This is a genomic window from Vulcanisaeta sp. JCM 14467 (assembly GCF_001316245.1).
In the GTDB taxonomy this organism is placed as follows: domain Archaea; phylum Thermoproteota; class Thermoprotei; order Thermoproteales; family Thermocladiaceae; genus Vulcanisaeta.
The window spans coordinates 42,125-55,979 of record NZ_BBDM01000007.1 but is presented as its reverse complement, the minus strand read 5'-3'; the positions used below and the strand labels follow the sequence as shown (position 1 = coordinate 55,979).

The window sequence follows — 13,855 nt, the reverse complement described above, 5'->3', positions numbered from 1 at the left end:
TTAATCACCAGGGCCTTTAACTCATCTATTGATGAGATGCTAATGGCATTATTACCATTGCCCGCTAATAATGCATCTGGATCCTTCAGGCATGCCCAGTGGCTATCAACACAACCTTGTCCCTGGCATCAACCAAGCCCTCACGCAGAGCCCTTATGTAACCCGCTAACGACGCTGCACTGGCTGGTTCGACACCGATACCCTCCCTACCAAGCACCTTCTGGGCCGTCAATATCTCCTCATCACTAACCTCAATGAACATGCCACCGCTATACTTAGCGGCCCTATAAGCCCTAAACCAATTAACCGGCTTGCCAATCCTTATCGCTGAAGCCACAGTCCTCGGATTATCAACCCTAGCCTCACCCAAGCCCCTCCAGTACCTAACCATTGGCGCCGCGCCCTCAGCCTGAACACCGATCATCCTTGGCACACGGTCAATAATGCCGAGCTCCATGAGCTCCCTAAAGCCCTTCCAAATGGCGTATATATTCCCACCATTACCCACCGGTACAAACACGTAGTCAGGCACGCCGATCTCCTCAACAATTTCAAAGGCAATGGTCTTCTGACCCTCCAACCTCCACGGATTTATTGAGTTCAGCGGGTAATAATGGGCATCCTCGACATGGCCATTACTTAGCACCGTCTCTAGTACGTACTCAAGCGCATTATCAAATGTGCCGGGAACCTCCACAATCCTCGCGCCATGGAGCATGGCCTGGCCTAATTTACCCCTGGCAACACCGCCTTTGGGCAGGACAACCACGCATTCAAGGCCCGCCCTAGCAGCGTAGGCCGCTGCGGATGCCGCCGTGTTACCCGTGGAAGCTACTATGACGCCCCTAACACCTATTGATGACGCCAGCGAAACGCCCACGGTCATTCCCCTATCCTTAAACGAACCCGTTGGGTTAGCACCCTCAAACTTAACATATGCATTACCGTAACCCCTCAACCTGATCAGCGGTGTTGAGCCTCGCCCATGGTAATAACATTGTCAGGCTCGGGCAGTAGGTCCCTATACCTCCACACACCCCTATCGCGTAGACTACCCCAATTGATCCTAACCCTATCAGCAATAAGTACCGCATCAAGTAGTTCGCCACACCTTGGGCACCTCATTACGTACGGGTTTGCCTCAACCTCAAAGCCGCATCTTGGGCACTTTAGTATGTATTTACTTAATGCCCTAGAACTCATGCCTAGGTTTCCATTTCAATCCCCATTAGCACTAATTATTTAGGTTATTTAAGCATTACCATTAAATTAATAGGGCATTGATTCATGGTAATACTCTTAAGTAGATTATAAAAGGCACATTGCTGGCGGGATGAGGAGGTACAGGGTTTTAATAATTGGCTTTGGAAACGTTGGCCAAGCCTTCTTTAGGCTATTGAGTATGAAGAAGGACGCGTTTAACGCAGATGTCCAGGTTAGTGAGATAATTGATAGGAGGCGCGGGCACATAATTAACCCTGGACCCAACGTGGTTGATGAGGCACGGAGTGGCAGGTTATTGGGGAGGAGAATAGACATTGATGAGGTTCCCCAACTCATTGAGGAGAGTGATGCGGACATCGTCTGTGAGTTCACTGACCTAAACATAAGGGATAGGGGTGAACCAGCGTTCACGTACTTATCAACCGCGATTAGGAGTGGTAAGCACGTGATAACCACCAACAAGGGCCCAATAGCTTTTCATTACGATGAGTTAATGGAACTCAGTAGGAGGTATAATAGGTTGGTTAGGTTTAAGGGCACGGTAATGGCTGGTACACCATCTTTCAACGTACTCGAACTACTTCCTGGGGCCAGCGTTAATTACTTCATGGGAATACTAAACGGCACGACAAACTTCATACTCACCAGGATGTACGAGGGCATGAGCTTCAATGAGGCATTAAGGATAGCCCAGGAGAGGGGCTATGCTGAGGCTGATCCATCACTTGATATTGATGGTTGGGATGCAGCCCTTAAGGCTATTATAATATCGAGAGTGCTTGGTTGGAGGCACAGTCTCGAGGGTATGGAGGTCAGGGGAATACGTGACATAGATATTAGGGCCTTTGGGGATAAGATAGTTAAGTTAATAGCCTTTGCGAATAAAGACGTGGCCTACGTGAAGCCTATGGCATTGGATAGGGGTGATGTATTGGCTCACGTAAATGAGAATCTGAATGCATTAAGAATCGGCACTGACACGTTGGGCGATATCATGGTGATAGGGCCTGGGGCTGGCCCGATGGAGACGGCCCAGGCGGTATTAACGGACTTGGCATACATAATTAATAGAGGATACTAGAGTATGTTTAATACCTTCATAGTCTCCACCGTGAGTATGGTAATCCCTGCTGCGCCACGGACCAGGTTATCACCCAGGGCAACCAGCCTGAGCACCCTGTCCCTGATCGCAACCCTACCAACACTCACAGCCATTGGGTCCAAGTCCCTGGCAGGTTGTGGTGCGTCTACCCTATTAATAACCTTGATTGGTTCCCTAGGCGCCGTGGGTAACTCCCTCTCCTGAGGCAGGGATTTGAAGCTTCTCAATCTATTAATGACGTAGTTCACGTCAACGTCCTTATTGAGGATCGCATGTATTACGGCCATGTGCCCATACTTAACGGGGACCCTAGTCGTGGTTACGTATATTGACTTACCCCAGGGCTCGAACTTATCCGGGTATTGCCTACCGAGCATCTTATTCAGCTCTGCATCAATCTTCTCCTCCTCACCCTTTATGAACGGTATCACATTACCATCAATGGCAAGGTAGGACAGGCCCAGGTAACCAGCTCCGGAGACCGATTGCAGGGTGACTATGTGCAGTGTCTCGATTAAGTCCTGGATCGGCTTTAGGGGCATTGATATTATGGCCGCGGTGCAGTTCGGGTTCTTAACAATCCAATTACCCTTAACCTCCCTGAGTATGCCCAGGTGCTCCCAATTAACCTCAGGGTTTATCAGCGGTATCCTCGGGTTCATCCTCTCGGGTGATGCGTTAGATATAACGTTAAGCCCAGCCTCAAGCAACTTACCCTCAATGGGCCATGCAACCTCGTTGGGCAGTGCCGACAGTACCACGTCGGCTGACTTGTGGTCCTTCGGGTCCGTGGAGACCAGTGTTATGTCCCTGGCATACTCAGGTATGTCACCAGGTATGAACCAGTGGACGGTCTCGCCATACTTACGACCAACCTTGCCAGGCGATGCTGATAAACCGACGACTCAATGAATGGGTGGTTAGTCAGTAACTTAACCATCCACTGGCCGACCAATCCCGTGGCCCCAAGTATCGAGACCCTCACGCGATCCATGACCTCACCCACCTATGCAGGTCCCTTGCCAATGAAATTGCGTTATCTCGGTCTTTTAATAATGCCGATACGGCGTGAGGTCCCTCATCCTTAACAGTGCTTACGTCGTATGACAGCACCACTTTGTGAATCTCATTCCTCAAATCATCTATTTGTGAAATCCTACAACCAACCACGGAAACCCTGAATAAGTCGTTACCAGCCTCATTAACCGTGGTCAGCTTTGGCATTGACACGCAGTTGTTCGTCACGTATGTGCCACTATCATGCCAGGGATCCGTTATTACAGTCAAGACCCTACTCTTGAGTAGCGGTTCGAAGGTCCTTGGATGAAATTTCTTAGCACCAAGCATTGATGCTATGTATGCCTCCTCGTAACTCACCTCCCTAAGTAGTACTGGGTCACTTACTATCCTTGGATCACCCGTTAATAATCCACCACTATCCGTGTAGAAGGTTAATTGTGAGACATTTAGGTAATTGGCCAGTAATGATGCCGTGTAGTCACTACCGCCCCTGCCAAGTGATGTGTACCTACCATCACTTGTGACACCAAGGAAACCAGGAACTACGACAATATCGTACTTACTAAGCACGTTACCCAACCTCTCAATAACATACCTATTACTTAACTCGTGATTTACTGATGCGAAGCCCCAGTTACTGTCAGTGACTATGCCAGGTTCATAGACGGCCTTAGCCCTCAGACCAAGTACATCATTAAGTAACCTCTCAATGAGCAACACCGAGAATAACTCGCCATGAACGATAACGTGATCCCTGACCCAGGGCTCGCCCAGGTTTATGAACCTGCGCAGCTCCTCACGCATGAGCTCAAGGAATGATGCCAAGTCATTAAGGCCGAGGTTTAAAGCCTCATTTACGTACATCGAGACCACTACATCTAACGCATTGGGGTCATGATTGTCAAAGGCCCTTATTAATAGGTCCGTGATACCCTTCATCGCAGAGACCACGAGGATGAGCTTATTACCAACGTAGTCCCTACCAACGACCCTACCTATTACGCTTAGGACATTACCGCTCGTCAGTAACGAACCACCTACCTTCGAGATCCTAACCCCCCGTTTTAGTACAGGTTTCCATTTCCATCCGATCACCTCTATATAGGCTCGAACATAGCACATATTTAAAATTTACTATCTCGAGTATAGTATATACCTATTGCCATAGTATAAATAGCAACAATAATATATAGAATTAATACAATGAAGGATTTATTATTGTCTAATTTACTTTTTATAATGATTAATCATTAGGATGTAGTTAAGCCCATCAACTAAAGCCTCGACACTCGCAGCGATTATACTCCTCGAAACGCCCACAGTCCTCCACCTCAACTTACCATCGCTGAACTCCATGAGCACCCTAACGACACTCTCCGTGTTCTTAACCTCGCCAGGTAATATAACCCTGTAGTCGGTAAGCACTACATTATTGAGTTCAGGGAATAGTCTCGAGACGACACTCCTCAATGCCTTATCAATTGCGTGCACTGGACCGACACCCTCAGCAACGCCCAACTCACCATTAACCTTGACTATTGCCACATGCATATCGTCATCACTAACCACCTTCCAGTAATCGACCTTGAGCAAGTCCTTGAATAGGCCCATTTCCCTGAGTACGATGAGTATTGCTGAGGCTGGCGCTAGGTCGAAGCTGTAACCCTCATTCTCGAGGACTTTTATCTTCTCCAGCGCCCGCTTGAGCCTTTGATCGTCCTTACTCAGGTTGATTCCTAAGTCCCTTAGGTGTACTAGTATGTTTGAGGAACCCGCGAGTTCGGAAACCACGAACCTCCTGGTATTACCAACGAGTTCAGGGTCCACATGTTCATAAGCTCGTAACCTTGGAAACCCCATCCACGTGAAGCCCAGCCTTATGTGAGAAGGCGTAATCACCGACGTATGGTTGGTATGGGTTTGGACTTAGGCCCGCGGCCTCATAGACGAACCTGGATACTGCTTTCAACTTCTTTAGGCCATTAACATCCCTGAGAACCCTAAAGCCAAGCTTAAGCACCAGGTTTGGTATTACCTGAACCAAGTCAGCATTACCTGTCCTCTCACCAAGTCCATTAATCGTACCCTGCACATGGCGCGCACCAGCCAATACACCCATCACCGTGTTAGCAACAGCGCAGCCCGAGTCATTATGCATGTGGACTCCAACCACTGTTTTAAGCTCCTTAACGACCTTACCTGTTATTTCATAGACTTCGTGCGGTAGCATGGCGCCATTAGTGTCGGCAAGTACCACGGTGTCAGCCCCAGCCTCCTCGGCGGTCTTAACAACCTTAAGTGCATAATCAGGGTCTTCCTTAAATCCCTGGTAGAAGTGCTCCGCATCAAAGATCACCTTTAACCCGTGATCCCTTAGGTAACGAATACTGTCGTAGACCATGTCCAGATTATCCTCAGGGCTAACCCTAAGCACTTCCCTAACGTGAAGTATCCAGGACTTACCAACGAGGACAGCCACGCCAACGCCCGAATCCAATATGGCCGCGAGGTTTGGATCATCCTTCGTATTTACATCCTTCCTCCTAGTCATGCCGAAGGTGCGAGTTTTGCATGACTTAGGGAGTAATTCCTCATTACCCTAAAGAACTCGGCATCCTTAGGATTACTCCCTGGCCAACCACCCTCTATATAATCAACACCTAGGTCATCAAGCATTAGGGCAATCCTTACCTTATCATTGAGTGTGAACGAGATACCAGTCATTTGCGACCCATCCCTAAGTGTCGTGTCCAGTACCTCAACCCTGGCGGATTTCTACACCACCCTGACCGACCATACTAAGTTAAACTATAGTAGGTATATATAAGCATTACCTATTGACAATAATATATTGAGGATGATTACGGTAACCAGGTAAGGCATGCCATCAGTTAGTAGGTAATCTAATTATGAATGCCCCGAGGGATATAAAGCTTAAATAGTAGCGTGCATTACATACATCGTGGGGTCTGGGGACTTCATTGTTGAGGGTCTGGTGATAAAGGTTGGCGATAACATAGACACTGACGTCATAATACCCGCCAGGTACCTCGTGTACACAGACCCATCAATACTTGCTAAACACGCCATGGAGCCATTAATACCGAACTTCTTCGAGAAGGCCAGTAAGGGCGTGATACTCGTTGCTGGTAGGGGCTTTGGCATGGGCTCAAGCCGTGAGCAGGCAGCAATAGCCCTGAAGGCTGCCGGCGTTAGGGCCGTGCTTGCGGAGTCCTTCGCGAGGATATTCTACAGGAACGCCATTAACAATGGATTGCCAGTCCTCGTGGTGCCCGGCATTAGTAGGGAGGTTAATGATAGCGACTTCGTTAGGGTCAACGTGGGTACTGGCGAGGTAGTAGTAAATAACGGCCAGAAGGTGCTTAGGGCAAGGCCGATAACTGGCATGGCCCTGGAGATACTGATGAGTGGTGGGTTGCTTGAGTATGTTAAGTCGCGCTATGGGTCACGAATAATGTAGGGTGCATTGTTCATGTCGTGTAAAGCCGCAGGGAGTGCTTAATAAATTAGTTTGCAAAATTTGATAGTGTAAGGTGTGTATTGGTATGGGCACTTCTAATAATGTTAAGGCTCAGGAACTGTGGCGTAAAGTTCTCGATTGGATTGAGGAGAGGAGCGTAAAGGAGGTGCACGTAAACCTTAGTAGGGGTAGGAGTGTCAAGTGCGAGGCTTGGTCGTATGGGAGGCATAAGCTGTTAATTAGGGCTGGGAGGTCTAGGTCTAGGGTTGTGGAGGGCGAGGCTCACGTGTACGTGAAGGCGCCTGTTAAGTATTTAAGGGAATTGAGTGGTGTAATTATAAGCTTCATGCATAGTGAGGGCCGTAAATACAGCCTCATAAGCCTAAGTGCGCCGTTAAATGTCATTAGGCGTTATGTGCCTTCACCCAACATATACAGGTACTCCCTTGAGGATTCATTGGAGATGGTTAAGGAGATCATTAAGGACTCCATCGCTGATGCTGTGGCGCTGCACCTAACCACGAGTATGTATGGAGGCGGAGTCATAGGTACTGAGGAGTACGTATTTACCGATGGGAGGATTACAATAAATGAGGTAACGATGTTCAGCGGTGTCAAGGCGCTACACGATGTTAGCTTCTCGATAGATGTGAATGACTCAACCTGGTCCATAGTGCTCGATGAGCTCTTCGGTACTGATGAAACTATTACACAGCCAATACACATAAGCGCACCCAGGGCATTATGGGACCCAATAATCAACAGCATTAGGGAGTCGTTGGGCGGTAGGGAATTATTCATCATTAATGAGGATGAGGAGTTGAGAGATAAGGAGGAAGACATTGAATTAGATGATTGGGATGAGGATGATGAACCAGGTAACGACTTCTTCACCGTTGGCTTAAATTAACTGACCCACTCCCCGCCCTAAAGGGCGGGGTTTTACCTGGGTCTTGGGCGTTACCCCCTTTTACGGGAACTACTCTGTTGTGATCAACGATGAAGGAAAGGGGTTTTCCTATACTATTAATGATTTTCCCTGTGGCTTTCCTTAGTATATTTAATGCACCGTCCAAGTCACTGTGCAGCCTGTGACCTAGTGGACAGTAGGGAGAATTAATCTAGTTTAAAAAAATCCTTACCCTGCCCTAGAAAGGCGAGGTTTGCCACCTGTGTTATCACCAATACTGCGGAGTCTCTGAGAGCCTAATAAGATTAGTGTCATCATTAATGAACCTCCACTTACCACTGCCTGCCGCCAGAATGACAATGCCCAGTTCCTCGGATAGTTTATCGTTTATGATTACCTCCTCCTCGATATGCGATATTACTGCGTCGCAGATAACCTCGCTGGTCTCCCTATCGTTAGTCACCACAGCTATGCGCACGGCATCGGGCACCACGTACTCCCTAACTGGACCGCCAGCCGTGCCGAGCTCAATTAGGTAAGCATTTTCCGGCGGTGGCCATAGTGACAATGCCCTGGCCAGGTTGAGTGGTATTAGTACCTGCGGTCTTTCCGTCTCGAAGCCCGTGTTAACCAGCGCCGTCGTTACTACCTCCTTCCCTCCCGTCCTCAACCTCACCCTTACCCTCACCGCCACGACCAATCACCCAAATATGCCCAATCCTACGCCTAATAATGTATATATGCCCAATCCTGCCCTTAATCCTTGACTTACTCATATTAATATTAGTATTTAAGGTATTAATAAGTCCTAGTCCTCACGTCAGGTACTTCCTAGGGTCTACGAATTTACCATTCAACGCGGCTGCCGCGGCCACGGCGGCGTTCGCCAGGTAAACCCTACCCTCTGGCGAGCCCATCCTACCCCTGAAGTTCCTACTACCCGTGGATATAGCCACCTCCCCAGGGCCCACGAGTCCGAAGTGCCCACCTAGGCAGGTCCACAGGTCCCGTAAGTCACCACACAGCCTGCCCTAACCAAGGTGTCTATGTAGCCTAGCTCCGAGGCCTTTATGTAAATGTCCCTTGAGGCTGGTATTGCAACGCACCTACTCCTTACCTTACCATTCCTCAGTATTTTCGCCGCAACCTCAATATCACTGAGCCTACCGTTAGTGCATGAACCTATAAACACGTAGTCAACCTCCAAACCCTCAACCTCACTTATGGACTTAACATTATCAACACTGTGCGGCGCGGCCACAAGCGGCTCAAGCCTATTTAGCTCCACGTCATAGCCATCCACATACCTCGCATCTGGATCCGGCGTCACAGGCTTAACCTCAATACCTCTCCTCTCCCTGATGTAGTTTATGGTCTCGGAGTCTGGCACGAACATGGCTGCGTCGAGACCGAGTTCAATGCCCATGTTCGATACCGTAGCTCTGTAATCCATTGGGAATGCCCCTGGGTTCTCTACTATGAACTCTGCGGATTTACCGTTCAATCCCTCAGCCCTAAACACACCGAGTAAGTGAAGTGCCACGTCCTTACCATAAACCCCAGGGCCTGGCTTGCCAAGTATCCTAACCCTAAATGGCTCGGGCGCCACTAGCCAGGTCTTGCCAGTAATGACTATCGCGGCTATATCACTCGCCCCAAGTCCCTGGGCGAAGGCGCCCACGGCACCTACCGTGGTTGTGTGACTATCAGCGGCCATAACCACCTGGCCAGGCAGTGCGTAGTAATCAAGGAGTAGTTGGTGGAGTATGCCGTCGCCGACGTCATGGAAGAACTTAACGCCAGCCGCCTTAGCGAACTTCCTAAGCCCAACCTGTATCTCGGCAGCCCTCTCCGTGGGTGGTGGTGCCAGGTGGTCGAAGGCTAGGACGAACTTATTAACATCCCAGACCTTGACAGTACCCATCTTCTCCATGACCTCAACAACGTGGTAACCAGTGAGGTCGTGGAAGGCGGCTAGGTCTACGTTAATCTCGACAACATCGCCAGGGCTTACCGACTTGCCTGAGGCCCTGTTGAGTATTTTCTCTGTCAGTGTTAGGCCCATTGGCACATCTTAATATATAGTATTTATATGGTTTATCCTAGGATACAGAGGTTATGAATACGTTTATTGATTGAGTAATCACAATAATATCATCACTTGTATGGTGCTGGGACTCCTGAGCTCATTGATAACTGCCATAGATAGTCCAGGAATTCATCAATGTCCTTCTCGAGCTCCTTAATCTCGTTATCAGTCACGTGGGACCACCTGGACTGGGCCTTAACGAACTCCCTAAGTGGTTTACGTAACTTCTTATCCATGTACACGTCACTCGGTGGGTTTATGATTAACCTACCGTGGTCCCACTCGTATAGTGGGAAGTAGCCCGTCTCCGTGGCTAGTCTGGCTATCTCTATCATCTTCTCATCAGGGAATCCCCAACCAGGTGGGCATGGAGCTAGTACGTGTAGGAATGCCGGGCCTTCATCGAGGTACGACAGGGCCTTCCTAACCTTATTCACGAGGTCAATTGGGTAAGCAACATTAGCCGTTGCCGCGTATGGTATGTGGTGCGCAATCACAATACTCATTATGTCCTTCTTCTTCTCAATCTTACCCCTAATGACTGTGCCAGCCGGCATTGTGGTCGTCCTTGCGAACCTGGGAGTGCCACCGCTTCTTTGTATTCCTGTGTTCATGTATGCCTCATTGTCGTAGAGTACGTAGAGCACTCCGTGACCACGCTCAAGCATACCACTCAACGACTGCAAACCAATATCATAAGTACCACCATCACCTGCGATAGCAATGACCTTGGTGTTCCTCCTCAGCAACCCATTCTTATTTAACGCCTTTATGGCAGCCTCAATGCCTGCGGCAACGGCGCCCGCGTTCTCAAAGGCCACGTGTATGTAGGGCACGCCCCACGCGGTGTATGGGTATATCGTTGTTGTGACCTCCAAGCATCCCGTGGGATTAACTATTATAACGTCGGGGCCAGAGGCCTTGAGTATTAGCCTAGCCGCCAGGGTAGCACCGCATGCGGGGCATGCAGTGTGGCCTGGCGCGAAGTACTCTTCCCTCGGTATGTCGAAGAAGGACTTAGCAAGCTTAACCTTAACCGCCATACTCCCTCACCCCCATGTATATGGTGCTCCTCGCCATTTCCATGGGTTCCGACGTACTTAACATCCTTATTAACTCAGCAATGTCCCTTGAGAACACGGTCCTCTGTCCAAGCCCATGGACCACCGAGATCACCGGCGTATTCAATCCCCTAGACTTTAATGCCGTGGCAACCTCAATAGCCACCGGGCCTTCTATTGGAGCCCCTGGACTCACTGCCCTATCAACAACGGCCACGGCCTTAACGCCCTCAACAGCCTTAACCAACTCCTCCGTTGGGAACGGCCTAAACAGCCTAAGCCTTAAGGCCCCAGCCCCTATGCCAATCCTCCTAGCCGCGTCAACGGCCTTTTTGACATTTCCCCAAATACCGCCGTAGGCTAGCACTACATAGTCCGCATCTTCGAGCCTATACTCCTCAATAAGCCTATAGTTCCTGCCAAAGGTCTTATTAAACTCATCATGGACCTCCTTAATCACACTCATTGAATTATGCATTGCATCGATCAGTTGGTACTTAATTTCGTAGTACCAATCAGGTATTGCCATCACGCCCATGGTAATTGGTCTCTTACTGTCTAGTATAGGCCTATCAATCCTCTTTGGCGCAAACCTCCTTATCAGCTCCAGATCATAGAGTTCCACGGGTTCTGTTGTGTGGCTCATTAGGAATCCGTCGTAGGAGACCATTACGGGTAGCAGCACCCTATTGTCCTCCGCAATCCTGTAGGCCATGATTATTGAGTCATAAACCTCCTGAGCACTAGACGCAATCATTACAACCCAACCAGCATCTCTGACGGATGCCAGGTCCTGGTAGTCACCGTGGATGCATATCGGCGCTGAGGCAGCCTTGTGGCCAGGGCCATGACTATTGGGAGTCTCAGGCCCGAGGCTATGTAGAGTAGTTCGTACATGTAGAATAGTCCCTGGCTTGAGGTTGCCGTGAATGTCCTGGCACCTGCGGCTGAAGCACCTATTAATGCTGATAATGCACTATGTTCAGACTCCACGGGTATGTATTCAGCACTCATCTCGCCATTCGCTATGAACTCGGCTATCTTCTCAACGGCCGGCGTCTGGGGCGTTATTGGGTATGCAGCCACTACATCAACCTCGGAATCCCTAGCCGCGTAGGCAGCGGCATGGTTTGAGGTCACGGCAACCCTATCCCTAACCACTCCCTTCCTAACCCTTTGCTCAATAACTGCCTGGCTCATTCCTCAGCACCCTCGGGTACCATTGTTATTGCCTTGGTTGGGCATTCGTGTGCGCATATTCCGCAGCCCTTGCAGTGGTCGTAATCAATCTCGTAGGTTAATTCATACCTCCTACCGTCCTTAGTCACGTAGGGTTTGTCTAGCTCTAGTATTGCGGGCTCTGGGCAGTATATCCAGCAGGTCCTACACCTAATGCATGCGTCCTGGTTAATTACGGGTCTCTCAGTCCTCCAGGAGCCGGTGTTATTCTTTGCCGTGCTCATGGGCTCAATAACATAACCACCAATCGCCGGTAACTCCCTCCAACCCAGCGGTTTTGTCGTCTTTGGTGCCCAGGCACCACTACTCATCTTATCACCCTAGCCTCATTATACGCAATCCTTATCAACTCCGCATTCACCTTACCTAACCTACCGCCGAAAACCTTTATCGTTGCCTGGGCTAAGTCATCAACAGTCAATGCATCAAAGGCCCTTAGCAACGCGCCTAGCATTGCCGTGTTAACTATTGCCTTGCCCAGGTACTTCGTTGATAGGTCATAGGCATTTATGTGGATTACACCGCCCCTAAATCCCCTTAGGTATGGCTCAACGGTCTCAAAGCGCCTTGAGTTCACGATAATGTAATCCCGAGTCCTCTCGGGTATCTCAGGATTAACCCTAAGCAGGTCCGGGCCAAAGACAACGGATATGTTAGGCTCCTCTATTGGCTCCCTAACCTCTATTGGCTCAGTGGAAATCACTAAATACGACCTAACAGGCGCACCCCTCCTTTCAGGCCCAAACTCAGGATATGCGAGAGCATACAGGCCCTTACTCACCGCAGCTAGGGCCATTATCTGCGCCGCAGTCACAGCGCCCTGCCCACCCCTCCCAAAGAATACTATTTCATAACCCTCACCTGCCATGTAGGTTCTATCGTTTTACCTATAGTTATAAACAATTTTATGGATTTTTAGGGATTCATAATAATAAAATTCGCCTACTGTAGAAAACCACATATACACTATGCTATAAAGCCCATAAATAAGGGTTCAACCCCTCATCAATGGGTATATACCTCAAGCCATGCGAACTCACATAATGCTCCATGGGCCTTATCAATTTCCCACCCATCCCCAGTACTCAAGCACGTGGGGCAATCCGGCCAACAATCCTCACTAACGCGAAGTTCACTGGGTTATACTCCATTGGGAAGCCCAACGTATAATAAACCAACGATGCATAAAGGTCAGTATTTGCGTGGACGCCCTTATGGCTGAGGTGTCTCTCAGCAGCATACTCTAAGGTCCTGAGCTCCCCATCACTAGGTTCCCCATCAAAGAACATGTAGAAGTAATTGGCGACATGGTTCAGCTCATGCCTGGGCTTCGGCACAGATCCACCAGGATTAGTCTGCGGTTGCGGTAACTATCGTTGGCACTATGGCTATTAATCTAATGGCCTTACCCTCCTCATTAAGTCCTTTAGCCACTGCCTCCTTATTGAGTGTGCCCAGGTAATCAATGCTCAGCCTAAGCACGTCAATAAGCCTTAAACTGCTGGGTAACTCCTTAAGTACCGCCTACTTAAACGTAGACTTAAGGGCGAATTCACCGAGCTCGTAACCCCTGTAATAGATCTTGGCGTTATCAAGGTCTATTAGGCATGTGTCTCTCCTTAACGTAAACGCCATCAAGGACTCATTTGATTTCGGGTTTCTGTAATATTCTCTATATAGAATATAAAATACTTTTAATAAAATTTATTCTATTAGAATAATAAAATTA

The 13,855-nt window shown here is 49.0% G+C and carries 15 protein-coding genes and 4 pseudogenes; 3 read left to right on the top strand and 16 right to left on the bottom strand.

Going from position 1 to position 13,855, the window contains the following annotated elements; all coding sequences use genetic code 11:
- Positions 1 to 85: 85 nt before the first annotated feature.
- Together thrC and JCM14467_RS17055 are read right to left on the bottom strand one after the other, a co-directional pair.
- On the bottom strand, positions 86 to 958 hold the full coding sequence (thrC, locus tag JCM14467_RS07685; RefSeq protein WP_252901083.1) for a threonine synthase: 873 nt from the start codon (positions 956 to 958) through the stop codon (positions 86 to 88).
- Between the two features lie 5 nt (positions 959 to 963).
- Positions 964 to 1,203, bottom strand: a complete 240-nt coding sequence (locus JCM14467_RS17055; RefSeq protein WP_252901082.1) for a hypothetical protein — start codon at positions 1,201 to 1,203, stop codon at positions 964 to 966.
- Positions 1,204 to 1,333: 130 nt separating this feature from the next.
- Here JCM14467_RS17055 and JCM14467_RS07680 point away from each other — a divergent pair, with 130 nt between their 5' ends.
- Positions 1,334 to 2,305 (top strand): homoserine dehydrogenase, encoded by a 972-nt coding sequence (locus tag JCM14467_RS07680; RefSeq protein WP_054849703.1) that lies wholly within the window; start codon positions 1,334 to 1,336, stop codon positions 2,303 to 2,305.
- On the opposite strand, the pseudogene asd reads toward JCM14467_RS07680, so the two are convergent.
- From asd to cimA, 3 genes and pseudogenes are all read right to left on the bottom strand, one after another.
- Positions 2,302 to 3,320, bottom strand: a pseudogene (gene asd / locus JCM14467_RS07675) (aspartate-semialdehyde dehydrogenase). The gene JCM14467_RS07680 and the pseudogene asd sit on opposite strands and share 4 nt — an antisense overlap.
- Positions 3,308 to 4,441 carry an amino acid kinase family protein gene (locus tag JCM14467_RS07670; RefSeq protein WP_252901081.1) on the bottom strand — a complete coding sequence of 378 codons (1,134 nt, stop codon included), beginning with the start codon at positions 4,439 to 4,441 and terminating at the stop codon, positions 3,308 to 3,310. The pseudogene asd and the gene JCM14467_RS07670 overlap by 13 nt, the downstream one beginning before the upstream one ends.
- A 132-nt stretch (positions 4,442 to 4,573) precedes the next feature.
- Positions 4,574 to 6,070 (bottom strand): annotated as a pseudogene (gene cimA / locus JCM14467_RS07665) (citramalate synthase).
- 238 nt (positions 6,071 to 6,308) lie between these two features.
- On the opposite strand from cimA, the gene JCM14467_RS07660 reads away from it, so the two are divergent.
- A complete protein-coding gene (locus JCM14467_RS07660; protein WP_252901080.1) occupies positions 6,309 to 6,827 on the top strand; it encodes a 3-isopropylmalate dehydratase small subunit in 519 nt (172 codons plus the stop codon).
- Between the two features lie 85 nt (positions 6,828 to 6,912).
- The gene (locus tag JCM14467_RS07655) at positions 6,913 to 7,737 is read left to right on the top strand and encodes an ATP-grasp domain-containing protein (RefSeq protein WP_252901079.1); all 825 of its coding nucleotides are present in this window, start codon (positions 6,913 to 6,915) and stop codon (positions 7,735 to 7,737) included.
- Positions 7,738 to 8,005: 268 nt separating this feature from the next.
- Here the strand turns inward: JCM14467_RS07655 and JCM14467_RS07650 are convergent, their stop codons facing one another.
- From JCM14467_RS07650 to JCM14467_RS17035, 11 genes and pseudogenes are all read right to left on the bottom strand, one after another.
- A complete protein-coding gene (locus JCM14467_RS07650; RefSeq protein ID WP_252901078.1) occupies positions 8,006 to 8,425 on the bottom strand; it encodes a hypothetical protein in 420 nt (139 codons plus the stop codon).
- Positions 8,364 to 8,513, bottom strand: coding sequence for a hypothetical protein (locus JCM14467_RS17050; protein WP_252901077.1), 150 nt, complete (start codon positions 8,511 to 8,513; stop codon positions 8,364 to 8,366). The genes JCM14467_RS07650 and JCM14467_RS17050 overlap by 62 nt, the downstream gene beginning before the upstream one ends.
- A gap of 39 nt (positions 8,514 to 8,552) precedes the next feature.
- A pseudogene (locus JCM14467_RS07645) lies at positions 8,553 to 9,802 on the bottom strand (3-isopropylmalate dehydratase large subunit).
- Between the two features lie 92 nt (positions 9,803 to 9,894).
- Positions 9,895 to 10,869 (bottom strand): thiamine pyrophosphate-dependent enzyme, encoded by a 975-nt coding sequence (locus JCM14467_RS07640; RefSeq protein ID WP_054849700.1) that lies wholly within the window; start codon positions 10,867 to 10,869, stop codon positions 9,895 to 9,897.
- A complete protein-coding gene (locus JCM14467_RS17045) occupies positions 10,859 to 11,353 on the bottom strand; it encodes a hypothetical protein (protein ID WP_252901126.1) in 495 nt (164 codons plus the stop codon). The genes JCM14467_RS07640 and JCM14467_RS17045 overlap by 11 nt, the downstream gene beginning before the upstream one ends.
- A 36-nt stretch (positions 11,354 to 11,389) precedes the next feature.
- A pseudogene (locus tag JCM14467_RS17040) lies at positions 11,390 to 12,087 on the bottom strand (ferredoxin oxidoreductase); the annotation flags it as partial.
- On the bottom strand, positions 12,084 to 12,437 hold the full coding sequence (locus JCM14467_RS07630) for a 4Fe-4S binding protein (protein WP_054849699.1): 354 nt from the start codon (positions 12,435 to 12,437) through the stop codon (positions 12,084 to 12,086). The pseudogene JCM14467_RS17040 and the gene JCM14467_RS07630, both read right to left, overlap by 4 nt.
- Positions 12,434 to 12,994 (bottom strand): 2-oxoacid:acceptor oxidoreductase family protein, encoded by a 561-nt coding sequence (locus JCM14467_RS07625; protein ID WP_054849698.1) that lies wholly within the window; start codon positions 12,992 to 12,994, stop codon positions 12,434 to 12,436. The genes JCM14467_RS07630 and JCM14467_RS07625 overlap by 4 nt, the downstream gene beginning before the upstream one ends.
- 217 nt (positions 12,995 to 13,211) lie before the next feature.
- On the bottom strand, positions 13,212 to 13,463 hold the full coding sequence (locus JCM14467_RS07620; RefSeq protein ID WP_054849697.1) for a citrate/2-methylcitrate synthase: 252 nt from the start codon (positions 13,461 to 13,463) through the stop codon (positions 13,212 to 13,214).
- Between the two features lie 13 nt (positions 13,464 to 13,476).
- Positions 13,477 to 13,608 carry a hypothetical protein gene (locus JCM14467_RS19465; protein ID WP_256359232.1) on the bottom strand — a complete coding sequence of 44 codons (132 nt, stop codon included), beginning with the start codon at positions 13,606 to 13,608 and terminating at the stop codon, positions 13,477 to 13,479.
- Between the two features lie 42 nt (positions 13,609 to 13,650).
- Positions 13,651 to 13,761, bottom strand: a complete 111-nt coding sequence (locus tag JCM14467_RS17035) for a citrate/2-methylcitrate synthase (RefSeq protein ID WP_252901076.1) — start codon at positions 13,759 to 13,761, stop codon at positions 13,651 to 13,653.
- Positions 13,762 to 13,855 lie beyond the last annotated feature (94 nt).